This window comes from Baaleninema sp. (assembly GCF_049974805.1).
Classification (GTDB): Bacteria; Cyanobacteriota; Cyanobacteriia; order Cyanobacteriales; family Geitlerinemataceae; genus Baaleninema.
In genome coordinates, this window is sequence record NZ_JBNGCO010000078.1 from 1 (window position 1) to 24,580 (window position 24,580).

Annotated in this window: 21 protein-coding genes; 14 read left to right on the plus strand and 7 right to left on the minus strand. The window is 53.6% G+C overall.

Annotated elements, in window-relative coordinates:
• Positions 1 to 339 precede the first annotated feature (339 nt).
• The 9 genes from ACP5D4_RS14795 (at position 340) to ACP5D4_RS14835 (ending at position 11,348) form a co-directional block, all read left to right on the plus strand.
• Entirely contained in the window at positions 340 to 1,233 is an 894-nt protein-coding gene (locus ACP5D4_RS14795) for a phosphatidate cytidylyltransferase (RefSeq protein ID WP_428012392.1), read from the plus strand.
• Positions 1,234 to 1,348: 115 nt separating this feature from the next.
• A complete protein-coding gene (locus tag ACP5D4_RS14800) occupies positions 1,349 to 3,007 on the plus strand; it encodes a PAS domain-containing sensor histidine kinase (protein ID WP_428012393.1) in 1,659 nt (552 codons plus the stop codon).
• 135 nt (positions 3,008 to 3,142) lie between these two features.
• Positions 3,143 to 3,892 carry a phosphoribosylaminoimidazolesuccinocarboxamide synthase gene (purC, locus tag ACP5D4_RS14805; RefSeq protein ID WP_428012394.1) on the plus strand — a complete coding sequence of 250 codons (750 nt, stop codon included), beginning with the start codon at positions 3,143 to 3,145 and terminating at the stop codon, positions 3,890 to 3,892.
• Between the two features lie 124 nt (positions 3,893 to 4,016).
• Positions 4,017 to 6,413, plus strand: coding sequence for a BamA/TamA family outer membrane protein (locus tag ACP5D4_RS14810; RefSeq protein WP_428012395.1), 2,397 nt, complete (start codon positions 4,017 to 4,019; stop codon positions 6,411 to 6,413).
• Positions 6,414 to 6,890: 477 nt separating this feature from the next.
• A complete protein-coding gene (gene lpxC, locus ACP5D4_RS14815; RefSeq protein ID WP_428012396.1) occupies positions 6,891 to 7,784 on the plus strand; it encodes a UDP-3-O-acyl-N-acetylglucosamine deacetylase in 894 nt (297 codons plus the stop codon).
• Positions 7,785 to 7,851: 67 nt separating this feature from the next.
• On the plus strand, positions 7,852 to 8,364 hold the full coding sequence (fabZ, locus tag ACP5D4_RS14820) for a 3-hydroxyacyl-ACP dehydratase FabZ (RefSeq protein ID WP_428012397.1): 513 nt from the start codon (positions 7,852 to 7,854) through the stop codon (positions 8,362 to 8,364).
• Positions 8,365 to 8,482: 118 nt separating this feature from the next.
• Positions 8,483 to 9,301, plus strand: a complete 819-nt coding sequence (lpxA, locus tag ACP5D4_RS14825; protein ID WP_428012398.1) for an acyl-ACP--UDP-N-acetylglucosamine O-acyltransferase — start codon at positions 8,483 to 8,485, stop codon at positions 9,299 to 9,301.
• Positions 9,298 to 10,461 (plus strand): lipid-A-disaccharide synthase, encoded by a 1,164-nt coding sequence (lpxB, locus tag ACP5D4_RS14830; RefSeq protein ID WP_428012399.1) that lies wholly within the window; start codon positions 9,298 to 9,300, stop codon positions 10,459 to 10,461. Before lpxA ends, lpxB begins: the two co-directional genes overlap by 4 nt.
• Before the next feature lie 224 nt (positions 10,462 to 10,685).
• Entirely contained in the window at positions 10,686 to 11,348 is a 663-nt protein-coding gene (locus ACP5D4_RS14835; protein WP_428012400.1) for a GerMN domain-containing protein, read from the plus strand.
• A 346-nt stretch (positions 11,349 to 11,694) separates the two neighbouring features.
• Here the strand turns inward: ACP5D4_RS14835 and ACP5D4_RS14840 are convergent, their stop codons facing one another.
• From ACP5D4_RS14840 to ACP5D4_RS14850, 3 genes are all read right to left on the minus strand, one after another.
• On the minus strand, positions 11,695 to 13,173 hold the full coding sequence (locus ACP5D4_RS14840; RefSeq protein ID WP_428012401.1) for a SulP family inorganic anion transporter: 1,479 nt from the start codon (positions 13,171 to 13,173) through the stop codon (positions 11,695 to 11,697).
• 200 nt (positions 13,174 to 13,373) lie between these two features.
• Positions 13,374 to 14,735: an MlaD family protein gene (locus ACP5D4_RS14845; protein WP_428012402.1), complete on the minus strand. Its 1,362-nt coding sequence runs from the start codon at positions 14,733 to 14,735 to the stop codon at positions 13,374 to 13,376.
• Between the two features lie 40 nt (positions 14,736 to 14,775).
• Positions 14,776 to 15,660, minus strand: a complete 885-nt coding sequence (locus tag ACP5D4_RS14850) for an ABC transporter ATP-binding protein (RefSeq protein WP_428012412.1) — start codon at positions 15,658 to 15,660, stop codon at positions 14,776 to 14,778.
• A gap of 108 nt (positions 15,661 to 15,768) precedes the next feature.
• Here ACP5D4_RS14850 and ACP5D4_RS14855 point away from each other — a divergent pair, with 108 nt between their 5' ends.
• Positions 15,769 to 17,124: a gluconeogenesis factor YvcK family protein gene (locus ACP5D4_RS14855; protein WP_428012403.1), complete on the plus strand. Its 1,356-nt coding sequence runs from the start codon at positions 15,769 to 15,771 to the stop codon at positions 17,122 to 17,124.
• A 62-nt stretch (positions 17,125 to 17,186) separates the two neighbouring features.
• Here the strand turns inward: ACP5D4_RS14855 and ACP5D4_RS14860 are convergent, their stop codons facing one another.
• Positions 17,187 to 17,603: a hypothetical protein gene (locus ACP5D4_RS14860; RefSeq protein ID WP_428012404.1), complete on the minus strand. Its 417-nt coding sequence runs from the start codon at positions 17,601 to 17,603 to the stop codon at positions 17,187 to 17,189.
• Between the two features lie 20 nt (positions 17,604 to 17,623).
• On the minus strand, positions 17,624 to 18,031 hold the full coding sequence (locus tag ACP5D4_RS14865) for a response regulator (RefSeq protein ID WP_428012405.1): 408 nt from the start codon (positions 18,029 to 18,031) through the stop codon (positions 17,624 to 17,626).
• A 157-nt stretch (positions 18,032 to 18,188) separates the two neighbouring features.
• On the opposite strand from ACP5D4_RS14865, the gene ACP5D4_RS14870 reads away from it, so the two are divergent.
• Entirely contained in the window at positions 18,189 to 18,323 is a 135-nt protein-coding gene (locus ACP5D4_RS14870) for a hypothetical protein (RefSeq protein ID WP_428012406.1), read from the plus strand.
• Positions 18,324 to 19,147: 824 nt separating this feature from the next.
• Entirely contained in the window at positions 19,148 to 22,093 is a 2,946-nt protein-coding gene (locus ACP5D4_RS14875) for a GAF domain-containing protein (RefSeq protein WP_428012407.1), read from the plus strand.
• A 36-nt stretch (positions 22,094 to 22,129) separates the two neighbouring features.
• Here the strand turns inward: ACP5D4_RS14875 and ACP5D4_RS14880 are convergent, their stop codons facing one another.
• A complete protein-coding gene (locus ACP5D4_RS14880; RefSeq protein ID WP_428012408.1) occupies positions 22,130 to 22,612 on the minus strand; it encodes a hypothetical protein in 483 nt (160 codons plus the stop codon).
• Between the two features lie 91 nt (positions 22,613 to 22,703).
• Positions 22,704 to 22,967, minus strand: a complete 264-nt coding sequence (locus ACP5D4_RS14885; protein ID WP_428012409.1) for a hypothetical protein — start codon at positions 22,965 to 22,967, stop codon at positions 22,704 to 22,706.
• A gap of 254 nt (positions 22,968 to 23,221) precedes the next feature.
• Between ACP5D4_RS14885 and ACP5D4_RS14890 the strand changes: the two genes are divergently transcribed.
• Positions 23,222 to 24,118 (plus strand): hypothetical protein, encoded by an 897-nt coding sequence (locus ACP5D4_RS14890; RefSeq protein WP_428012410.1) that lies wholly within the window; start codon positions 23,222 to 23,224, stop codon positions 24,116 to 24,118.
• Positions 24,119 to 24,124: 6 nt separating this feature from the next.
• Complete coding sequence (locus tag ACP5D4_RS14895; RefSeq protein ID WP_428012411.1) at positions 24,125 to 24,346, plus strand: hypothetical protein; 222 nt, start codon at positions 24,125 to 24,127, stop codon at positions 24,344 to 24,346.
• Positions 24,347 to 24,580 lie beyond the last annotated feature (234 nt).

Sequence of the window (24,580 nt, forward strand, 5' to 3'; positions counted from 1 at the left end):
TAAAGCCGCCCTAGAAGGGCGGGGTTTCAAACCCAAAATTTTCGATGAGGGGATGGGATGATGAGGTGATGGGATGATGGGATGATGGGATGATGGGATGATGAGGTGATGGGATGATGAGGTGATGGGATGATGGGATGATGTGAAATTTCCCCATCTCCCTTCTCAAAAGCCCGGATCGAACCTTGCAAAACATGCGACAATGGATAGATTGGGGCTATTTTTTTCTTAATGTGTTTTTAATCTTAAGATTACGCAGGCAACGGTCTCGACAGGAGAAGATCGAGTTGCCGTGGTGTTTTCCCCGATTTTTCCAATTCCGAACAGCGATACATCAATATGTCTTGGGCTAGGCTTGTTAGTGCAATTGTCGCGATCGTCGTCGCGTTGGCGGCGATCGTTTTAGGTGGGTGGTACTTTGTTGTCTTCTTCGGCGCGATCGTCTTTCTCGGTCAGCGAGAATACTTCCAACTCGTCACGGCCAAAGGCATCGCCCCCGCCGCCAAAACCACCTTCGTCCTGTCGCAAGTCTTGCTGCTCACGGCGGCGATCGCTCCGGATTTAGTCAGCGTTGCCTTTCCCGTGGCGGGCGGTCTGATTTGCGCGTATTTGCTGTTTCAACCCAAACTGGCCTCGATCGCCGATATTTCTACATCCATTTTGGGGCTGTTTTACGGCGGTTTGCTACCGAGTTACTGGATTCGCCTGCGCGTCGAACTCGATCTCGTCCCCTTACCCTTCGATCGCACCGTCGTCGCCAGTTCCGTCCCCTTCTTCGAGAACGGGTCGTCTTTCCAATTTTTGAACAATCTCCCCCAAGGCTTGTGCATCACCCTCTTAGCCTTTGGTTGCATTTGGGCGGCCGACATCGGAGCGTACTTTTTCGGTAAAACCTTCGGACGCACTCGCCTCTCGGCTGTTAGTCCCAAGAAAACCGTCGAGGGTGCGATTTTTGGCATTTCCAGCAGTACCGCCGTCGGTGCCTTCGGGGCTTGGTGTCTCGGATGGCCCCTCTGGGCGATATCCGGGGCCCTGATGGGATTAGCCATCGGGTTAGCCAGTCTCATGGGAGATCTCACCGAGTCCATGATGAAACGGGACGCCGGGGTGAAAGATTCGGGGCAGTTAATTCCCGGTCACGGCGGCATTTTAGATCGAACCGATAGCTATGTATTCACCGCGCCGTTAGTGTATTACTTCGTCATTCTAGTATTGCCGTTATTTGTCCGTTAAACCCGCGATTTCACGGTCTACTCGCTCTCGGGAGAGGTGTTAAGATACGAAACAATAGGCGTGGTTTCTGTATCCGCCTCCTCAATGCCTCAACTACAATTGCCAGAGACTTGTCATGCGAGATTTGAAATCCTCGAGCGTTGAAATCGGGCAACTCGCTCAGTTGTCGCTCGATCGCATGGCAGATGCTGTATTCTTGTCCGACAGCAACGCCGAGATTTTTTACGCGAACCAAGCGGCTTCTCGTCTACTCAACTGGGAACGAAACGAACTTCTTTCTCAAAAAATTTGGCAAATCGATGCCGAATTAACCAAGGAAGATTGGGAAAGTTACTGGAACGAGTTACAAGAAAACGGCGCGATCGAACGGGATACAACCTATATCACGGTGACGGGCGCTCCCATCGCCGTGGAAACGACTACCAGCTATATCGTCGAGACCGACAAGCCTTATAGTTGTATTGTCGCCCGTCCCCTCTCCAAACGGAACGCCGACGCCCGAGAAGTCCAGCGGGCGAGGGAGCAACTACGAGCGGTATTAGACGCCGTTCCCGGTTTCGTCTCGTGGATTAGCGCAGACGGGCGCTATCTCGGCGTCAACCGCCATCTGGCTGCCAGCTATAATATGCCGCCGGAAACCTTCGTAGGTAAGGAACTGGGCTTTCTGAAAAACAGCCCCGAATTCGTGGAGTTCGTGCGAGCGTTCCTCCACAACGAAGATTTATATTCATCCCAAGTCATCCAAGCCAACGTTCGCGGTGTCGATCGCTACTACATCATCGCCGCCCAAAAATACGACGAAGGACGGGCGACGGTGGCGGTGGGAATCGATATCACCGATCGCAAACAGTCTGAAGAAGCCCTGCGTCGCAGCGAAAGCCGCTTGCGCGAGCAAACCCAACAACTCGAAGAAGCCCTGCGAGAGCGACAAAAAGCCCAAGCCCACCTGATTCAATCCGAGAAAATGTACGCCCTCGGGCAAATGGTGGCGGGGATGGCTCACGAAATCAACAACCCCATTAATTTTATCTACGGCAACTTAGCTTACGCTGACAATTACGTGAAAGATTTGTTGGGTTTAATGCAGTTATATCGAGAAGAAATCCCCGATTTAACTCCCAATTTAGAAGCGGAAATCGAAGCGATCGACCTCGATTTTATCGCCTCCGATTTGCCGAAAATCATCGATTCGATGAAAATCGGCGCCGAGCGAATTTTAAAACTCGTGTTGTCGCTGCGGAATTTCTCTCGCCTCGACGAAGCCGAGTTCAAACGGGTCGATCTCCAAGAAGGTCTCGATAGCGCCTTGGTGATTCTCAACCATCGCATTCAAGGCCATATCGAAATCGTTAAAGACTATCGAACGTTACCCAAAACCTACTGTTATCCGGCGCAACTGAACCAGGTTTGGATGAATTTGCTGTGTAACGCCATTGATGCAGTTAGCGAGAGATCGATAGAAACCTCCGCCATCGAGACGCCGCTCAAAGAGCCGAAAATAATCGTCTCGACCGAACCCTTGAACGGCGATCGCGTCTGCGTGCGAATTCGCGATAACGGCCGGGGAATTCCACCAAAACTGATCGAAAAAATCTTCGATCCGTTTTTTACTACCAAACCCGTCGGCGCCGGAACGGGGTTAGGACTGGCCATTTGCTATCAAATTATCGAAAACCATCGCGGCAGCATTCACGTCCAGTCCGAAGTAGAACGGGGCGCAGAATTTACCGTAGTGCTACCCGTCAAACCCTTCGATCGCGAAAACGGGACGTAGCCCCTCGGTGAAGAGATTGAGGGAAATCGAACCCCGTATCAATCCAAAAAACAGGAATCAGTATAGAATTGTGAAGCCAGACCCCTGCCTTGGGGCAGAGCGGCCGCTCCACTACAAGCACCGAAGCTGAAATTCATGTCCGCCGATCGAAAGCTGTACGAAGGCAAAGCCAAAATCCTCTACGCCACCGACGATCCTGAAGTTCTCGTCGCTCACTTCAAAGACGACGCCACGGCCTTCAACGCCGCCAAACGGGGTACGATCGTCCGCAAAGGGGAAATCAACTGCGCCATTTCTACTCATCTGTTCCAACGCCTCGAAGCCTGCGGCGTTCCGACGCATTGGTTGGACACCCCCGCCATCGACCGGATGCACGTGAAAGCGGTGGAAATCGTTCCCCTAGAAGTGGTCGTCCGCAACGTAGCCGCCGGAAGTCTCTGTCGTCAAACCGGAATTACCCTGGGAACGGAAATCGATCCGCCGCTGGTGGAGTTTTTCTATAAAAACGACGAGTTGGGCGACCCCTTGTTAACGAGAGATCGCCTGCGGTTGCTGAACCTGGCGACGCCGGAGGAAATCGATCGCTTGCGGGAACTGGCGTTAACCGTCAACCGTCACCTGTCAGAGTTTTTCGCCAGTTGCGAGATTACCCTCGTCGATTTCAAACTCGAATTTGGCACCACCTCAGACAGTCAAATCGTCTTAGCCGACGAAATCAGTCCCGATACCTGTCGGTTGTGGGATCGGCGGGAAAGCGATCCCGAACGGCGCGTGATGGATAAAGACCGTTTCCGACAAGACCTAGGACAAGTCGAATCCGCCTACGAACAGGTATTAGAGCGCGTTCTCGCACAAGTTGAGGCGTCGTCGAATGCGGCAACCTAATCCAAAAACGTCAGGGAAACCGAGTACAGTTTAAAGCGACCGACTTTAGCTCGACCGACTTTAGACCAACCGTCCGGACGTTTGATGGATGCCGGGATTTCGTGTGTGGAGGAAAAAGACAATCGTGGACAGACTCAAGTGGTCTTGGTTAACAATTTGGCCGGTGGCGATCGCCTTCGTCCAGGGAAACGTGACTTACGCGAAAGAGGCGCGATCGATCGCTCCGAACGAGTCGGCGATCGCGATCGATACCTCAGAGTACAAAGCTCGGGGCCAACGGCCGTTCGCCCCCACTGACACCTCACCCGAAAAACCGGCTCCGACTGCGACGACGCCCCTCAAACCCTCGGACGCGATCGACCGCGACAGCGACATCGTACAGACGGCGTTCGAGGCCGACTCAGACACCCAGTCCAACCCTCAATTCGAGACAGACTCAGACACTGAATTAGACCCTGAACTCGAAACCGAATTCGACATTCAGTTAGAAACAGAACTCACCGACTCCGGAGAAAGCGAGGAGTTCTCGAACCGTTCGGTTGAAGGCGTCGAGTCGGTGGAAATCGGCCAACCGTCTCGCGATGCTGAGACCATCGCCCTCGAAATTCCGGCTCTCGAGATGGCCGCCTCGAGCGCATCTCCCCCAAAACCGACACAACAGGCGCAAAACCCAGCCGAAACGACCCCCCAGCAACAGCCACAAGTCCTGGTTTCCGAAGTGGTGGTGAGAGGCCCTGGCGGACAAGAGATTCCCCAGGATCTCCAAGAATTGGTCTACGACACCATCGGCACCCAACCGGGGCGCACCACCACCTCTAGCCAACTTCAAGAAGACGTCGACGCCATCTACACCACAGGATTTTTCGGTCGCGTCGAACCTCAGGCCGAAGAAACGCCCCTAGGGGTGCGCGTCATCTTTGAAGTCTTACCGAACCCCACCCTCAACCGCGTCACCGCCCGCAACAACCAAGTTTTAACCCAAGAGAAACTCGACGAAATCTTCGGGGAGTCCTACGGCGACATCCTCAACCTGCGGGAGTTCCAACGGGGAATCGAAGAGTTGAACCAGTGGTATCAAACCAACGGATACGTTTTGGCGCAAGTCATCGACCCCCCCGTTCCCGAAGAAGGACTTATCGCCCCGCCTACCGTCTCCGAGGACGGCGTCGTTACTTTGGACGTGGCTGAGGGACGTATTGAAGATATTGAAATTCGCTTCCTCAGCGAAGAAGGGGAACTCGTCGACGAAGACGGAGAACCCGTTGACGGACGCACTCGCGAATTTATTATTACTCGGGAGATGCGATCGCAACCGGGAGATGTCCTCAACCGCGATGTGATTCAACGGGACTTACAGCGGATTTTCGGCTTGGGACTGTTCGAGGACGTGAACCTCTCCGTCGAACCGGGAACCGATCCCCGTCAAGCGGTGTTGGTGATTAACGTTATTGAAGGAAGTTTCGGATCGATCGCCGCTGGGGGCGGGTTTAGTTCCGTTGGCGGTTTCTTCGGAACTGTCAGTTTCCAAGAACAGAACCTCGGCGGAAACAATCAGATTTTGGGGGCGGAGGTACAGTTGGGGACGCGGGGCTTGTTCTTCGACGTTAACTTTACCGATCCTTGGATTGGCGGCGATCCCTATCGCACCGCCTATAACGTCAACTTGTTCCGGCGGCGATCGATCTCCTTGGTGTTCGATAGCGGCCCCGATCAGAGAGAAGTGGAACTCGACAACGGCGATCGCCCTCGGATCGATCGCATCGGCGGCGCCGTCACCTTCACTCGTCCCCTCACGCGAGATGTGTTTAGGACTCGCCAAGCCTGGACAGCCTCGTTAGGCTTAGAAGTCCAAGAAGTCACCATTCGCGACGCTGACGGCGATCGAGAACCCCGCGACGAAGACGGAAACTTACTGTCCGCCAGCGAAGACGGTACCGACTTTATTCCCAGCCTGCGCTTCGGAATCGCCCGCGATCGCCGCAACAACCCCCTCGATCCCACACGAGGCTACCGCGTCAGCTTCAGTACCGAACAGGCGATTCCCTTCGATCCCGATGTGTTTTACAACCGGGTACGTGGGAGTTACAGCTATTACTTCCCCGTTGAATTTTTAAACTTTACCGACGGCCCGGAAGCCTTAGCTTTTAACGTACAAGCGGGGACGATTATCGGCGACATGCCTCCCTATGAAGCTTTCGTTCTCGGCGGCGTCAACTCCGTTCGCGGCTATGCCGAAGGGGCGTTGGGAACCGGGCGATCGTTCGTTCAAGCCACGGCAGAATATCGTTTTCCTATCTTTTCGATTTTGAGTGGCGTCCTCTTCTTCGACGTGGGTAGCGATTTGGGAACCGGAGGCGACGTTCCCGGCGATCCGGCGGGAATTCGCGACAAACCCGGTTCGGGATTCGGTTACGGGGCAGGACTTCGCGTTCAATCTCCCATCGGTCCGATTCGTATCGATTTCGGCATCAACGACGACGGCGACAATCGCTTTCACTTCGGCATCGGTCAGCGATTCTAAATACTGATTGTTCGTTGAATTGAGAGTTTAATTTGTCGGTTGGGTTGAGCGCCAGCAAAACCCAACTCATCCCGTTTTTTGCCTGTTTTTGATTACCTGTTTTTGGGGTCTTCGGAGTTTGAGGTGATAAGCAGATTGTATAGAAGGGGGGATGCGCCCCTACCCAAATTTTGTATGCCAATTTACAAATTACACCGTAATCTCCGAATACCCTGTTTTTGAATCGAACTTCAACGCGATAAAATCGCCAAAACTTCTGTATTATCTGTGTCTATTTTGTGAGTATATTTCTGTTAATTGTTGATAATTTTTAAGCCAAAAATAAACCCTAAAAAGTTTGTTTTGATCTAAATAAAAATCCTTAAAAATTGATAGTTTTAGCAATATAGGTTTAGCAAACAGGTGTGAATTAATCCTTTCGCGATCGCTCAATTGAAACGACGGCAGAGAAATATTTTTTTACCCCATCAAACCACCATGTTTAAAACAGAAGAAAAACCCCCAAAACGACCCAACCCATCCCTCGCGATCGTTCGAGGCGGATCGACCTTGAATCAGGGATTCGAGCAAAGGGGGATTGGCTTGCACTCCGGACAAACCACACGAGTGCGCGTCCTTCCCGCCGAAGCCGGAGAAGGGCGATATTTCGTCCGCATCGACTTAGCGGGAACCCCCAGGATTCCCGCCGACATCGCCGCCGTCAGTCAAACCCAACTGTCGACCGAACTAGCGGCGGGAGAAGCCAGCGTGCGAACCGTCGAACATCTCCTCGCCGCTTTAGCCGCACGAGGCATTGATCGCGCCCGCATCGAAATCGACGGTGCAGAAATTCCACTGCTTGACGGATCGGCCAAACCGTGGATTGACGCGATCGATGGCGCCGGAGGAACCGAATCCCCAACCGCCGCCGTCCGAACCCTAGACGATCCCCTGTGGGTTCGCGACGGTGAGGCTTTCGTGGCGGCGCTCCCCTCTCCCGAAGTGCGATTCAGCTACGGTATCGACTTTGCCGCGAGTCCCATCGGCAACCAGTGGTATAGTTGGACGCCCCAACAAGAAGACTTTGGGCAAGCGATCGCCCCAGCGCGAACCTTCGGTTTAGCCGAAGATGTCGAACGACTCAGAGCCGCCGGACTCGTTCGCGGTGGAAGCCTCGAAAACGCCCTCGTTTGCAACAACCAACGCTGGCTCAATCCTCCCCTAAGATTTGCAAATGAACCAGCCCGTCATAAAATTTTAGACTTAGTAGGAGATTTGAGCTTGCTCGGAACGATTCCAGCGGCTCATTTTATCGCCTATAAAGCCAGTCACCGCCTGCACGTTCAATTGACTCGACGGTTGCGAGAGCGAGGATTGTCACCGTTTTGGTGACAGTTCCTCGATATTCAGCAGGCCAGAAAAGCCCTATTTCGCATTTCAGCAGCGATCGAATCTAACTATGTCCGCACTTACCGACACGAATTCCGTGAAATCGAACTCGACCAACACAGTCGAAACGCCGTCCGAACCGACTCCAACGGTGTTGACGATCGAACAAATCCAGCAACTGCTCCCGCACCGCTATCCCTTTAGTTTGGTCGATCGCATTATCGAATACGTCCCGGGCGAGCGAGCCGTCGGGATTAAAAACGTCACCATTAACGAACCCCATTTCCAAGGTCATTTTCCCGGTCAGCCCGTAATGCCAGGGGTTCTCATCGTCGAAGCCATGGCCCAAGTCGGCGGTATCGTCCTTACGCAAATGCCGGAAATGGACGAAGGACTGTTTATGTTCGCCGGAATTGACGGCGTGCGCTTCCGTCGCCCCGTCGTTCCCGGCGATCGCATGATTATGACGGTCGAGTTAATGTGGACGAAGCGTCGGCGGTTTGGCAAAATGCGCGCCCGTGCCGAAGTAGACGGACAACTCGTCACCGAAGGGGAACTGATGTTCTCGCTGTTAACCGAATAGTTAAGCGATTGACGAAGCGAGGGGTTGGCGATCGCGCCCTCGAACTGACGGGCATCCAGTTCGTCCGGCTTGCGCCCTCAACAATCCCGTCTCCCCGCACGGCTTTACCAGACAGAAGATGATTCATCCAACCGCTGTCATTCACCCCAGCGCTCAACTCCACCCGACCGTCCGCGTCGGAGCGTATTCAGTCATCGGCGAGCGCGTTAAGGTCGGGCGCGACACGACGATCGAATCTCACGTGGTCGTCGCAGGCGATACGGAAATCGGAGAACGCAACCATATTTTTCCGGGTGCAGCCATTGGCTTAGAACCCCAAGACCTCAAATACGACGGCGCCGCCAGCGGCGTCAAAATCGGCAACGACAACCGCATTCGCGAATACGTTACTATCAACCGCGCCACCCAAGCGGGCGAAACCACCACCATCGGCAACGAAAACTTGCTGATGGCTTACGTTCACGTCGGCCACAACTGCACCGTTGAAGACCGCGTAGTGATTACCAACGCCGTCGAACTGGCGGGTCACGTGCGCGTCGAACTAGGAGCGCGGATTGGCGGTGTCGTCGGCGTTCACCAGTTCGTTCACGTGGGTCAGCTGGCCATGGTGGGCGGTATGAGTCGCATCGATCGCGACGTTCCACCCTATATGCTCGTTGAAGGCAACCCGAGCCGAGTTCGCGCCCTCAACCAAGTGGGGTTGAAACGAGCCGGACTCGCCGATGCCGAAGAGGGGCAACTGTTTAAAGTCTTGAAAAAGGCGTTTCGCATCCTCTATCGCTCTCAACTGACGTTAGAAGAGTCTCTCGAGCAATTGGAACTGTTGCCCGACACGCCGCAACTGCAACACTTGCAGGCGTTCCTGCGGGGGTCGCTACAACCGGGACGGCGAGGCCCCATCGTCGGACGCCGGCGGGGGAGTGGGGATCGATCGTGAGCTATCGCATTTTTATCAGTACTGGGGAAGTCTCGGGAGACTTGCAAGGGTCGCTGTTAGTCGAAGCCCTGTACCGACAAGGGGAAAAAGCGGGTATCGACTTGGATATCGTAGCCTTGGGCGGCGATCGCATGGCGGAGGCCGGGGCGAAACTGCTGGCCAAAACGAGCGAAATCGGGTCGGTGGGACTGTTGGAGTCCCTGCCCTTCGTTCTGCCTACCTTGCAAGTTCAAAAACGCGCTATCGCTGAGTTAACCGCCCGTCCTCCCGATTTGGTGGTTCTCATCGACTATATGGGGCCGAACCTCAGTATCGGACAAGCAATCAAACGCCGCTTTCCCCAAGTTCCGGTGGCGTACTACATCGCCCCCCAAACTTGGGTCTGGTCGCCGAGCGATCGCGACGCCCTGCGATTGGTCGAAACCAGCGATCACCTCCTGGCTATTTTTCCCGAGGAAGCCCGTTATTTTGAAGCCAAAGGCGCGTCAGTGACCTGGGTGGGGCATCCCCTCGTCGATCGCCTTGCGGACGCCCCCAGTCGCGTCACAGCCCGCGCTACGTTAAAGATTGACGCGGATACCTTCGCCGTCGCCCTGCTGCCGGCCTCCCGCCGTCAAGAAATTCGATCGCTGGTGCCACCGATGTTCGAGGCGGCGCGACGGTTACAGGAGAAATTGCCCCAGGTGCGGTTTTGGATTCCCCTGTCGTTGGAAACCTATCGCGACGACGTGGAACGTGCGGTGTTGGAGTACGGATTGCGGGCGGAGGTGACGAGCGATCGCACCCCGGAGGTCTTAGCCGCTGCCGACCTCGCCATCACCAAATCCGGTACGGTGAACCTGGAACTGGCGTTACTCGACGTTCCCCAAATTGTCATCTACGCCGTCCATCCCGTCACCGCCTGGATTGCCCGAAAACTCCTCGGATTCGACATTCCCTTCATGTCGCCGCCGAACCTGGTACAAATGAAAGCGATCGTGCCGGAACTGCTGCAAGAAGAGGTGACGCCCGAGAATATCTTACGGGAAGCCTTAGAATTGCTCTCGAATCCCCAGCGCCGTCAGCAAACCCTCGACGACTATCGGGAAATGCGGGCAGCTATCGGAACCGCTGGCGTCTGCGATCGCGCCGCCGCCGAAATTCTGGGAATGTTGCGCTGAGGCGTTGGCGAAATCCCCGTAAAAGACTGTAAAAGACAGTCAAAAATCGATAAAAGATAGGATAGGACAATTCTCGAGTGCCGCTTTTCCCGTTTCGTTCTGGAAAATTGCGGTGAAATTCTGTAGTTTTTTCTGAGAAGATCGCGCAAAATTCAGGATATTTCGGAACGGCGCGATCGAACCGAGTCAGTATTCAGCTTTAACTGTTAGGAGCTAACTTCGTCATGGACAACCCACGTCAAACCCGCCGCTCTCTTGGAATTGTCGCTGGAATCGCTGCTGTCGTCCTCGTCGCAGGTGGGGCGGCGACGTGGTGGACGCGCAACAACACCAACCCAGACACCTCCACCGTGACGAACCCGTCTCAAGTCACCCCCGACAGCCCTCCTGACGCCCCACCGTCCGAAGCGCCCACCCCGGACGAGACGACACAAGCCCCCGACGCGCCGACGGTCGAGAAAACTCTTCAAGCCTATTTTCTGCGCGATGCGGGAACCTCGTTCGAGTTAGTCCCGGTAGATGTCACGGTTAACACCAGCAGTGACGAACCCGACGCCATTTTAACCGCCGCGTTCGCTCGCCTCCTCGACACCCCCGAACAAAACAACGCCTTCAACACCATTCCTCCGGAAACACAACTCAAAGACCTCAGCGTTCGCAACGACGGCATTCACATCAACCTATCCCAAGAGTTTACTTCCGGCGGCGGTAGCGCCTCCATGATGGGACGCCTCGGACAAGTGGTGTACACCGCCACCAGTCTCGATCCCGACGCCTCCGTTTGGCTGTCCGTAGATGGCCAACCCCTTACACTCCTCGGCGGAGAAGGGTTAGAAATCCCTCAACCCATTTCCCGCCAGCAATTTGATAGCGAATTTTCTCTGTAAATTCAGCGAGACATCTCACAAAGATCTCACAAAGATCTCACAAAGATCTCACAAAGATCTCACAAAGATCCCCGGCATCTTCGAGAGGCCGGGGATCTAGCTGCGAACCCCTCACCCGTGCAAGTCGCAAAGCTGGGTTTCAATGATTCGTGCCAAATCCCATTTCGGTCAATTGCTGTATAGATCTATCTCAGCAATTGACCAACGGAACCCAGTTTTAACAAGTTATTTTCCACAAATGATTGAGGAGCGATGTGGAACTTTGCCCCATCTCCTCATCCCATCATCCCATCATCCCATCATCCCATCATCTCCTCATCCCATCATCTCCTCATCCCATCAACACCTAATGGCTGCTCAAATCTTGCAACGATTCCGGTTTGTCGAAAACCGCGTGTTTGTCGAGAAGGGTAGCACTGGCTTCGTTCAATCCCATTAACTTCACTTCCACACCGTTACGACGGAAGCCCAACACGACTCTATCCACGGCTGTCACCGCCGATCGATCCCAGAGGTGAGCGTTGGAGAGATTAATCACCACGCGATCGATATCTTCTTTGAAATCGAACGCTTGCCTAAATTGTTCTACCGACACGAAGAAAATCTGTCCGGCGACACTATACATCCGTTCGTTTTCATCAGGACTCAAAACGGAATCGATAAAGACCAACTGAGCGATTTTCTGAGAGAAAAAGATCGTACTCAAACTGACGCCGGCCAACACGCCCCAGGCTAAGTTATGAGTGGCGATGGTGACAACAACCGTCGTGAGCATCGTCACCGTTTCGCTGCGGGGAACGCGATGAATATGCGTAATCGACGACCAGCTAAAGGTTCCGATCGATACCATAATCATGACCGCCACCAGTGCCGCCATTGGAATTTGTTGAACCCAGGTTCCCAACCCCAGGATAAAAAACAAGAGAAACACCCCGGCGCTGAGGGTAGATAGGCGCGTGCGACCGCCGGATTTTACGTTAATCACGGATTGGCCGATCATGGCACATCCCGCCATTCCGCCGAACAATCCCGTGACAATGTTGGCAATGCCTTGACCTTTGGCTTCTCTATTTTTGTCGCTGGAAGTGTCAGTTAACTCGTCCACGACGCTGGCGGTCAAAAAGGATTCGAGTAAGCCCACCATCGAGAGAGGTAAGGCATAAGGAAAAACGGTTTTGAGGGTTTCCCAATTGAAGGGAACTTGGGGAACGCCGAAGGTCGGTAACCTGGTGGGAAGTTCTCCCATATCGCCAACGGTGGGAACCTCTACACCAGCAGCGATCGCGATGACGGTTAACGTGACGATCGCCACCAACGGCGACGGTACTACTTTTGTAAACCGAGGCAAAATATAAATAATTGCCAAACCGCCGAGAACCATCGGGTAAACCACCCAAGGGACATCGATGAGTTGGGGAAGTTGCGCGTCGAAAATTAAAATTGCCAAAGCGTTGACAAATCCCACCATCACCGCTTTGGAAATAAACCGCATATACTTGCCAATTCTGAGCAATCCCCAACCGATTTGAAGAATTCCCGTCAGGATTGTGGTGGCTAAGAGGTATTCGACGCCGTGGTCTCGAACTAACGTGACCATTAATAAGGCCATGGCTCCGGTGGTGGCGGAAACCATTCCCGGTCGTCCGCCGAAAAAGGCAATGGTGACGGCCATGGTAAAGGAAGCGTACAATCCCACTTTGGGATCGACGCCTGCAATAATCGAAAAGGCGATCGCCTCGGGAATTAAGGCTAACGCGACAACTGCACCCGCCAGTAAGTCGGCGGGTAGGTTAGAAAACCAATTTTTTCGGATCGCAAAGGTCATTGATTTCTCGATCGACTCCATCCAAAGGGTTGCACCCGAGGGGGGCAACTTTCGTAACAATTGTTCACACTCTACTATCTAAATGGGTATATTGTCATGTTGAAGTCGATGGGAAGTCGATCGATAGAGAAGGCGATCGACCCTGCCAACCCCATCGTTGGTAGGGAGCGATCGATATTAAAAGCTGCTATGGAATACCGTTAATCCTTGAGCTGTTCTCGATGGGATTTGTCTAATTCGCTCCGCATTTCGAGCGATCGCAGTTTAGGCAAATCTGGCGAGGGTTCTAAATCTCGCGGCCGTAGAACTCTCTCTCCCTCTTCTATTTCTCCGGGCGGACTGAGTTCCAACGGGGCTAGAGTTTGAGCCAATCGCGTTTCCCGTTCTAACTCTTCGGTCAGCGACACTAAACCGCTCAAGCCGTTAATGATGCGCCGTAGATTTTCTCGAAACGCCGGGTCGCCTGTCAAATCGTCTAAATCCGAGGTAATTTTTTCCACGTTTTGAAAGGTCGATCGCGCCGAATCTAAAGTTTGCTGCAACAGAACGATCGTCGAGGGATCGTTAATCGCATCGGACATTTGCCGCAAGTTAGCCGAGGCCGCTGCTGCGTTCGCCGACAATACCGTGGCGTTGTCCATCAAAGTTTCGAGATCGGACAAAACGGCAGACTCGGAAAAACGGCTCAAATTCTCGTTGGCGAGGGCTAAGGTGCGATCGCTGCGCTGTAACAACGGAGCCAAACCCGCCGCCGCGCGATTTAACTGCAAGCTCAACTGATTCACGTTATCCAAGGTCGCCGCCAAGGTGACGTGGTTCGTTTCCAGGGACTCGTTGGCCGTCCGGGTCAATCGCTGCATTTCCTGCGCGGTCCCCTCGAACTGCCGGGCTAGTTGTCCCACCGTTTGCGTCGTCGCCAAGGCCGAATCCGACAACATCCCGATTTCCTCTTGGAAAAACACGCTCAACGTGGACATATCCCGCGCCAGTTGTGCAATTTCTTCGCTGGCTTGCGTGGTACTTTCAAGCAGTGACTTAAGTTCCACGACAATTTCAGGATCGGCAAAGGCTTGTGTGAAGTCCGTCGAAGAGCGCATCAACTCCTCAAAACTGATGCCGACCTGACCCGGCAAGCGATCGCCCTGGCAGATAATTTTCTCAGAATTGCACGCTGACGATACCGGAGACGCCAACGCGGAGGGATCGGGAACGGCTTGCGTCGGCGGCACGATATCGATCGTCGTTTCGGCAATCAAGCCCCCCTGATTGGCCTCGATACGTTGGGGACGGGGAATCTTTAACTCCGCCGAGGAAATTTCCACCCGCGCGTCTACCCCGTTGACGCCGGGAACAATTTCCAACAACCGCCCCACCGTCACGCCGCGATAGCGCACCGGGGCGCCCGATTGCATGCCGATGGCGTCCTCGAACTCGATGGTGAACTCGTAATTTTGTTGCCTCAAACTGACGCCGCGCAGCCACAACACCAACACGCCCAACAATCCCAACCCTAAAATCACAAACAGCCCTAACGAGCCTTCTTGAAGTGTTCGCGATCGCATAGATTGCCTCTCGTGCTGTCCTTTTCCAACCAGTTGACGACTACACCGCCGCTTGAATCGGGCCTTCGACGCTTCCAATACGGAATTGCCGAACGAGCGGATGTTCCGTCTGTTTGTACTCGTTCACGTCGCCTTCCCACTGTACTTTACCGCGATAGAGGAAAAGCAGTCGATCGGTCGTGCGGCGAATCGTACTTTCTTGGTGCGTCACCATCACGTAAGTACCACAGCCACAGTGTTGGTTTCCCTGGTGCAAATTGCGAATTAAATCCTCTACCACTGTCGAAACGATGGGATCGAGTCCCGCTGTCGGTTCGTCGTAGAGTAACACCTCGGGGGTATGAGTGGGATCGTCGGGATCGGCGATAATCGCCCGAGCGAAACTGACCCGCTTTCGCATCCCTCCCGATAGTTGGGCTGGGTACAAATCCGCCGTTCCCGGCAGTCCCACCCGTTCCAAACTTTCTTCGACTAATTTCCGGATGCGCTGTCGCGGCAGGCGTGAGTGCTGGTACAGTAAAAACCCCACGTTCTCGTCCACCGTCAGGGAGTCGAACAACGCCGCCTGTTGAAACACCATGCCGATGCCGATGGGATCGCGACCGTCTTCGATCAATCCTTTTCGCAACTGACCTTTGATGTAAATTTCTCCTTCGTCCGGCGGCATCAATCCCGCAATCAACCGCAGGATTGTCGATTTCCCGGTTCCCGAGGGTCCGATAATGCCCAAGGCTTCGCCGCGATAAACCGTTAAATCCACGCGATCGAGGATGACCTTATCGCCGAACGCCTTCGACACGCCCTTGAGTTCTACGAGCGGTTCGTGAGGGCAATTTATCCGGTCTGGGTTCCGGTCTCCGTTCCGGTTTGGGTTCCGATCTCCGTTTGATCGCTCCTCCATCGATCTCGCCTCGTCCACCAGCACGACTGCTCTATCATGTTGCCATATCGCTCGAACCAATATCCGACTCGATAGCTGTCCACCCTTTGCATCACGACGCCCCCCTTCTACAGCAACGTCCGACATTTCGCGATGAAACAAGTTTTGAAGGATATCAAGCGGGAATCCCGCACTCGCACGCCCTACCGTGCCAAACAGTGGTTTAAATGGCTCTCCCCAGGTCTGTCGTACAAACGCTGGCTGTTATTGAGCGCCACGGGGGTGTTACTGGTCGGTTTGGGGGTGGCAATTTGGACGAAACTCACGCCGGTTTTCTACATTCTGGAATTCACCAAAGGGTTTCTCGCCACGATTACCGACCTGATTCCCAACTACATCAGCGGTCCGCTGGTGGTGCTGGCGGGGATTCTCTTCGTGTTTTGGGGGCAAACCCGCAGTATGGGATCGATTCGCGACGCCCTGCAACCGGAACGAGACGGCGAGTTAATCGATGCCCTCATCCAACGGCGTCGCCTCCATCGCGGACCGAAAATCGTCGCCATCGGTGGCGGAACGGGACTTTCGACGCTGCTGCGGGGTCTCAAAGCCTACAGTGCCAACATTACCGCTGTGGTGACGGTAGCTGACGACGGCGGCTCTTCCGGGCGATTGCGCCGCGATTTCGGTGTTTTACCCCCCGGAGACATTCGTAACTGTTTGGCCGCCTTGGCGGACGAGGAAACCCTTTTAGCGGAGCTGTTTCAATACCGCTTTCGCTCCGGTAGCGGCTTGAGCGGTCACAGTTTCGGGAATTTGTTTCTGACGGCGATGGCGGAAATTACGGGAGATTTGGAACGGGCGGTGGCGGCGAGTTCTCGGGTGTTGGCGGTACGCGGACAGGTGCTTCCGGCGACGCTGACGGACGTGAACCTCTGGGCGAAACTGGAGGACGGACGCCGCATTGAGGGTGAATCGAGTATTACGGAAGCTCGCGGAAAAATTGCGGAAATCGGCTGTATTCCGGAAAATCCCCCGGCGTTACCTCGGGTGTTGGAAGCGATCGAACAGGCGGACGCCATCGTTATCGGCCCGGGAAGTCTTTATACGAGCATTATTCCCAATCTGTTGGTTCCCGACATCGTGCGGGCGATCGCCAAACGAAAGGTTCCCTGTATTTACGTCTGTAATATCATGACGGAACCGGGAGAAACCGATGGATATACGGTCTCGGACCACGTGCGGGCGCTCGATCGCGCCTGCGGCGATCGCCCACTTTTCGATACTGTATTAGTCCAAAACCAACAACCTTCGGCTCAAGCCTTAATTCGCTACGCTCAGAAAAAATCTCACCCTGTCGATCTCGATCGCGATGTCGTCGAACGACTCGGTCGTCAGATTCTTCTGGCTAACATTATGTCCGAAGATCCTCAATCCGGCTCGGTTCGTCACAACTCCGTCCGCTTAGCCCGCGTTTTGGTGCGTTGGTTCGAGCAACAAAAGCGAAGTTAAACAAAGACAGTTGAGCGTTGAGCGTTGGGCGTTTCTTCTCGACTCATCGTCTCATCACTTCATCATCTCCTCATTTCCACTTGGTTGGGCACCTCGTCGAGTCCCAGGTGGGTGATGACTTTGACGACGCCGATGGAGACGAGCAACCCGAGGATTAACCCGCCGACGAGTAGCATGAGATAGTATTTTTGCAAAACGGGCGCTGCTGACCCGCGACGCTTGGATGAAGAGAAGTCGGTCGAGCTGAGGTCGGGGGGTTCGGATCGATCGTAAACGGGATCTTGCGGTAAGTCGTCGTTGTCTTGGAAGGGGTTCGGGCCGCCGCCGAAGGGATTGGGAAACGGATCGCTCATGGAAATCGCGCCGGATGGTGTGGAAATTTGTCGGGAACGCGATCGCGCTGGGGGGCGATCGCTGGATGCGTCGGGACAGTTGGCTTTTGCCGTTTCGATCCTCGCACGGTCGATCGGAAAAGGCAACGAGGGAGAACGCCCTCGGGTTAGGATTCCGCTGGCGAGGCTGAATTCTGGTGGGTGTACTGACGGACGACTTCTAAGAGGCGATCGGCGTCGAAGGGTTTGGTTAAATATTCTGTGGCCCCGGCTAGATGTCCTTTGACTTTATCAAAGGCTTTATCGCGAGCTGTTAACATCACGATGGGCAAGGATTGAAATTGAGGCAAGCTGCGAACAGTTCGACACATTTCGAGGCCGTCGATTTCGGGCATGGTTACGTCTAATAAAACGACGGAGATCGGCTCGTGATAAATGAGGCTCAACGCATCTAAGGCATTGTCAGCGAGCAATACTCGATAGTCGTCCCCGAGAATGCGTTGAATTGTCTTTTGCATGACGGGACTGTCATCGACAGCGAGAACGGTTGGGCGGGTCATTGCGGCTCCAGACATCGAATTTCCTGCGGTTACAAGGGGAATCAGTCCGTTTACAGCTTCAGGGAGGGCGATCGATTTGACGACTCGACTGCTTTTCGGCGTATCGTTTTCTCTGTCGGACGGTGTTGTTTTTTCGCAGTGCTTGTCAACGATTCTTCACTCATTGTTGTTGATGTGGAGTGCTGTTGATGTTGGGCGTTGCGTTTCGACATCACCGTACAACCTTGAGGGGTTGGTGGTGGCGGTACGTCGCGGGTTCGTCAAACTCGAACGGCGATCGAGACTGGCGATCGAACCTCCTCCCTAGGGGAGAGCGACCCGAGACCTCAAGGGACGAGAAATCCCCTCGGACTCAACCCCAAAGAGTTGACTTTTATCGAGGGACGAGCTGAGATCGCTCGAGTTTTGAGTTTCAGGCAACTCGGGGGGTTGAGATTTCGGCAATGCGAACGGGGATTTCAGTGGCTCTGACCGCTGTTTCCCTCCTATACCCCTTGTTAAACGGTGTTTCTTTTAGTGTATCGCAAGCTCGCCTGTGAGTTCGCCTTTGAGTTAAGTCTTGTTGCCGAAACGGTGGATTGTTCCAAAAAGAGAGTGAGAACGACTTCTCGATCGCGCCATTTTCAGAGGGGAATTCACGACTGTAACCCGCGATCGTCTCATGAATAAATGATATTAACGGATCGAAAAATACACTTTTTTCAATTAAATGATAATTTTTATAAATTTTCTTAAATAGTTTGTTAGAGATTGAAAAAGAAACTGCGCTCCACCAGGACTCTTTACTAAATTTGTCGAAAAATTGTCGGGATCGTTTCTTAGATAAGGGTTAGGTAAGCTAAGATCGAAACATCAGACTCGCTCGCTGTGAATAAGGAGCTTTAGAGCAAATCGCTCGGACAATCCGTGAAGGGATGCGTTAAGTAGGAGGGGGAGAGGCGTTGTCGTTTGGTGACACGCTTTGTGACACGCTTTGTGACACTCTAGTAAAGAGGAAGGAGCGAGCTGACGTACTCTCTAAGACGAAACCCGTCCCAACGCCCCCGTCGGATATCTCGTCTTCTAAGGCTCCTAGGCAAAACTATGCTCGCTTATCCTTCTCGTTCCGATCGTCGTCGAGATTCCTCAATAGTGACATCTTCTCTGGCTTTCGATACCCAACCCAACGAAGCGTTTGAAGACCTGGCTCGTTTAGCCACCTATATTTGTCACGCTCCGGTTGCTCTCATTGGCTTTATCAACACCGTGGGCGGTAACGAGGCGGCACAGCCGAGATACTGGGTCAAAGCCGCCATCGGCATCGAACCCGATCGCTTTTCGTTGTGCTTCGACCTCTGTACGGCCACCGTCACCGATCGCCACTTAATGATCGTGGCCGATTTGCAGGCCGACGATCGCTTTGCCAACTTGTCCTTTATCGCCACGGCCCCCCACTATCGCTTTTACGCGGGGGTTCCCCTCGTCACCCCCAACGGTTCTGTGGTGGGGACGCTCTGCGTTCTCGATTACGAAGCGCACTATCTCGATGACGACCAAAGACAAGCGCTGGAAACCCTCAGTCGTCAAGCCACGCGATCGCTACGGGCGTTGCGGGAATTCGGTACCCATTTCTCCAACGATATGGGCTTCGATGTCGTCCGCCAAAGCTGGCATCAAGCTCTCCGCCCCGGTTTTGCCAAACATTTCCCTTTGCCGTCTTACCAAGGCATCGTGGAAATTCTCGAAAGTATCACCGAAGCCTTCTTTGCTGTAGACAACCATTGGAAGTTCGTCTACGTCAACCGTCGGGGCGAAAAACTTTGGAACGTCGAGAAATCCGAGCTTCTCGGAAAAACGATTTGGGAGGTGTTTCCCGACCTCAAAGATTCTGTTTTCGCTGAAGAATGCCAAGCCGCCTTCGACACTCAAACCTGCCGACATTTTGAAGAATTCTACGAACCTCTGGGCATTTGGCTGGAAGTTCGGGTTCACCCGGAAGTCGATCGCCTCTCGATTTATTTTCGCGACGTCACGCACCACAAACGTCAGGAAAACGCCCTCCTCGAACGCACCCATCTCTCGGCTCTGGTGACGGCGGTCAGTGCGGCTCTGGCTCAAAGCCAAACGCTCTCGAAAAGTCTCGAACTCTGCGTTGAAGCCCTCTCTCAAAACCTCGATGCGGTAGCGGCCGCGATCTGGCTCGTCAGTGCCGAGGACGCGCTGCCCCATGCGGAGTTCAACACTGACGGTAACGGTCGATCGAGCCTCACCTTGATGCGCCAGGCCATGGCCGGACGTTCGCTGCCAGACTATCTGTTTCCCCCCAGCGTGACTCTTGGGGAGTCTGTGGTGGGTTGGGTGGCCAAGGTGCGACAACCCTACGTGAACAACGCTCTCAATCGTGACGATCCCCATATGGATCGATCGTCGATTCCCGATTTCCGCGAACTGGTCAACTGGGCGAAACATCAAAATATTGTCGGTCTGGCCTGCTATCCGCTCATCGTGGAGGAACGACTGTTAGGGGTCGTGACCCTTTGTTCTCAACATCCTTGGACACAGGACTGTTCGAGTATCCTCAACTGGGTCACGAGCGGTATCGGCTTGTCGGTCGATCGCGCCTGGGCCCGGGAAGCGTTGGTCAACCGCCGCAAATCCCTGCTGTTTCGGCTGGCCGGACAAATCCGCAATTCCCTCGACCTGGATACGATTCTCGATACGGCGGTTCACGAAATTCGCACGCTGCTTCAGATCGATCGCTGTTATTACCTGTGGTGTTCTGACAAAAGCGATCCCAATTTGACTCTCGCCGTGACTCACGAAGCCTGCGATCCTCAGTTGCCCAGTTTGCTGGGAGAGAGTTTCTTGTCTCAAGGCGATCGCCTCGCCCCCAAAATTTGGCAACTGGAACTCGAACGCATTGACGATATCGCTGAGGCCAATGGCGAAACTCGCGAGTTCCTCGAATCCCTCGGCGTCGCGTCGCAACTGACGCTTCCGCTGGGAACGCGATCGGGACAGTTCGGGGCGATCGTCTGCTGTCAGACGACGCCGCGACCCTGGACGGAAACGGAAGTGGAACTCCTGCAAGCGGTGGTCGACCAACTGGCGATCGCTATCGACCAAGCGGAACTGTACGCCAAAACCTGCGCCGCCGCTCTGGCCGCCCAAACTCAGGCCAGACAGCTTCAAGAGGCCATGGAACACCTCAAGCAAACGGAAGCTCAACTGATCCAGCAGGAAAAAATGTCGAGTTTGGGGCAGATGGTGGCCGGTATCGCTCACGAAATCAACAATCCCGTTAACTTCATTTCGGGCAACATCGGTCACGCGGAAACTTATATTGAAGACCTACTGGGATTGATTCGCCTCTATCGGGATCTCGTTTCCGAGACGCCCGAGGAAATCGAAGAGGAAATTGAAGAAATCGATCTGGAATTTCTCGAGGACGATTTGCCCAAACTCCTCGATTCGATGAAAATGGGCGCCGAGCGCATTCGTCAAATCGTCGTGTCGCTGCGGAATTTCTCTCGTCTCGACGAAGCGGAAGTCAAACCCGTGAACATTCACGAAGGTCTCGAAAATACGCTGCTCATCCTACACAATCGCTTGAAAGGAAAAGGGGATATCGCTCCCGTGCGGGCGATCGAATATTACGGCGATTTACCCCGCGTTGAATGCTTCCCCGGCTTGCTCAACCAGGTGTTTATGAATATCATCGCCAACGCCATCGACGCCTTGGAAGAGGCGGGACTCCGCAGCCAAGACGCCCCGGCCGCCCCCACGATTACTATTCGCACCGACGCCGTTTGTAGTACGAAAGACGGGAAGAACCAAACCGCCTGCGACGAACCCGATAGTGTCATCGTGCGAATTCGCGATAACGGGGTGGGGATTCCCCAGGAGATGGTGGACAAACTCTTCGATCCCTTCTTTACGACGAAACCTGTTGGGAAAGGGACGGGTTTGGGACTGTCGATTAGTTATCAAATTGTGGTCGAGAAGCATCGCGGCCGTCTCTGGTGCGAGTCGCAACCGGGGAAAGGAACGGAGTTCTTTATCCAAATTCCCATCGAACAACCGGATTGGGATTTGTAAGGTTCCTGGCTTCGCTCGGTGTTGGAAGGGGGGAGTTCAAGCCAGGCCGTCGAGGATGTCTTGGACTTGTTCGACGGTGGTGCCGAGGATGCGGGCGAGGGGGGCGATTAAGTCGTGGGGAACTTCCCGTCCGGCGCACATATTTTTAATGTCTTCTGACGAGACGCGATAGGTATCGCAGAATTTGAGGAATTCTTGCGGGCTGACGCCGAGCTGTTTTTGGCGTTCGGCCAGCAGTAGGGCGATCGCGCGGGGGCCGGATTTGGGACGTTCGGCCCGTTGGATGTATTTTTGAACCAGTTCTTCGACTTCGGCGGGATCGCCTTTGCGTTTGCGTACCAGGTCACTACAGGCCATCCGCAAGGCTTTGAGCAGTTTGTCCTGCTCGTTCATTACGTCTAGGATTTCGTTGGCGTATTCGGGTTCGCAGTATCCTACGAGATCCCCTTCACAAAAGACCGGAACCAAAGGTTTGTTCGCGTCGATTTCCCAAGGAAGTGGTTCGTTGAGGGGTGTCATCTGCGAGTATTTCCTGAAAAGGGAACGGTGGCAGCCTCAACTCGAGTTCGCGAGCCTCTCGGAGCCGACCGCGTTCGGTCGCTGACTTTCATCATATCACGAGGGAGCGGCGATCCTGGCGATCCTGGGGGAGGTTGCGATCGCGATCGCACGGACGGAAGCTCTGAGTCACGCTTTGATGTCCGTAAGATCGCGTAAGTACCCGCGCTCGATCGCAAGCTCGCAGACCGATTTGGGCAACAATAAATGTATTGAATGCAATCGGGCGATCGCGCGGCAGGTTTCTGAGACTTCTCGGCGATCGCAGCGTTAGGGCGATCGCAGGCTGAGCCTGCCAGTTAAATCGGGGTCGCACAGTCAACAGATATCAATTGAGCCAAATTCGTCAGGAGCGCTCGCTATATTTTCGTTTGAGGTACGACCGTGAATTTACCAAATTCTCCTAATTTCCCTGGGTTTAAATCGATCTCAATGTCTGCCGATATCGCAGTCATTCGCGATTATTTCCAAAATCTGGTTCGGCTTTCGGTGGAACACCAAGTTTCGGATCGGTTTTTTAAGTTTTGGTTTTCTCCTTTGGTTCGTTCAGAGAATGCCGCGACTTTAGGATTGAAAGCACTCGTCGAACGAGAGTGTCAACCGGAATTTTTGGAGAGTTTTCAAGACTCGATTTATCTGATATTGGTCGCTTGGGGCCGGGATAAGCGTTGGGAAGCTTGTGGCGAGTTTCTCGAACGGCTCGATCGCCATCTCGCTCCTCCCTCTCTCACGTCTATGTTGTTACCCTACCGGGTGCGACAGTGGTTCGAGTCGTTTTATAGCAGTCGAGATTACGCCGATTTACGACGGGCGATCGCACTTTTATTAAAAATAGAATCTCGGTCTATCGCCCCGACTCGATGGAGCGATCGCTATTTCGAGTTTTGCCTCAAAGCAATGTATCTCGATCGCAACCGCCCTCAATCTCAACAGGATTTCTCGGGACGGTTGGCACTGTATCTTCAAAAGCGCTTTCAAATGGATTTGGCACTATATGTTTCTCACTTTCAATCTCGGCTTCAGAGTTTCCGAACGAATCCTACGATTTTCGGGGATGAGTTTTTACGTATTTTTAAAACCATTTTAGCCAGCTCGTTCACAGCCAAGCATCACAAAAATGCAGAATATTTCAACCGTAAGTCCAGTCAAATATTTTACAAAAAATTCAAAAAAATGCTGCTGCGCTACTTGATGTCTTGTCCCGAGCCGAGCGATATCAAAACTCACTTAGAAGTTACTCTATGGCATCGAATTAATAGTTTTTGTGGCGAACAAAACCTACAACCAGCCACGGGACATCTCCGCTTGGAAACCTGTAACGCGATCGTCAATTTTCTCACAACAGAAGATTACCAAACTCCTGCTCAACTCTTTTTAGAATTAGTCGATCGCGGAAAATTTTTAACCTTAGTCTCGACTTTGATGAAACTGTTGCTCGTCTCGCCTCAATCCCTAGACCGAATGTAACAGTGCGTGGCGGTCTTATTGCGGTACTACGAATCCCAAAGCCAAATGGAGATTAAGCGCGTTATTCCCCTGTTTGAAATTCTAAAAATCGCACTCGCCATGACCTCAAAAGATGTCGAATACAGTCTCATCACGGCCCAGGAGTACAGCGACTGTGTCGAAGAAAAGCGCCTCGATAACTATCGGATTTTTACTCAATTGAAATCTAAAGAGGGTTTGAGCTTCTAGTGTCGAAGAAGCGGCGTTCGTGCTACGCCGCTTCTTCAGCGCGTTCGTCCCAGGCGTAAAAGAGGTGGGGGAAGTACAGCAGAGGGGTTGCTCGCTTTTCTGTAAGATCGATACAGTGAAGTCGAACCGATCTCGGTCGATCGATTGCGGCCAGAAGCGTCTGTGGTAGTCCAATCTTGGCTTGACATCCTCACCGCCGAAGGAAGGACGGTGATTCCCAAACCTCGCGATTTG

Bases quoted from the DNA above. Each gene is read 5' to 3' on its own strand.
- ACP5D4_RS14795 (WP_428012392.1), top strand. From the start codon at position 340: ATGTCTTGGGCTAGGCTTGTTAGTGCAATTGTCGCGATCGTCGTCGCG.
- ACP5D4_RS14800 (WP_428012393.1), top strand. From the start codon at position 1,349: ATGCGAGATTTGAAATCCTCGAGCGTTGAAATCGGGCAACTCGCTCAG.
- purC (WP_428012394.1), top strand. From the start codon at position 3,143: ATGTCCGCCGATCGAAAGCTGTACGAAGGCAAAGCCAAAATCCTCTAC.
- lpxC (WP_428012396.1), top strand. From the start codon at position 6,891: ATGTTTAAAACAGAAGAAAAACCCCCAAAACGACCCAACCCATCCCTC.
- fabZ (WP_428012397.1), top strand. From the start codon at position 7,852: ATGTCCGCACTTACCGACACGAATTCCGTGAAATCGAACTCGACCAAC.
- lpxA (WP_428012398.1), top strand. From the start codon at position 8,483: ATGATTCATCCAACCGCTGTCATTCACCCCAGCGCTCAACTCCACCCG.
- ACP5D4_RS14835 (WP_428012400.1), top strand. From the start codon at position 10,686: ATGGACAACCCACGTCAAACCCGCCGCTCTCTTGGAATTGTCGCTGGA.
- ACP5D4_RS14840 (WP_428012401.1), bottom strand. From the start codon at position 13,173: ATGACCTTTGCGATCCGAAAAAATTGGTTTTCTAACCTACCCGCCGAC.
- ACP5D4_RS14845 (WP_428012402.1), bottom strand. From the start codon at position 14,735: ATGCGATCGCGAACACTTCAAGAAGGCTCGTTAGGGCTGTTTGTGATT.
- ACP5D4_RS14855 (WP_428012403.1), top strand. From the start codon at position 15,769: ATGAAACAAGTTTTGAAGGATATCAAGCGGGAATCCCGCACTCGCACG.
- ACP5D4_RS14865 (WP_428012405.1), bottom strand. From the start codon at position 18,031: ATGTCTGGAGCCGCAATGACCCGCCCAACCGTTCTCGCTGTCGATGAC.
- ACP5D4_RS14870 (WP_428012406.1), top strand. From the start codon at position 18,189: ATGTGGAGTGCTGTTGATGTTGGGCGTTGCGTTTCGACATCACCGTAC.
- ACP5D4_RS14880 (WP_428012408.1), bottom strand. From the start codon at position 22,612: ATGACACCCCTCAACGAACCACTTCCTTGGGAAATCGACGCGAACAAA.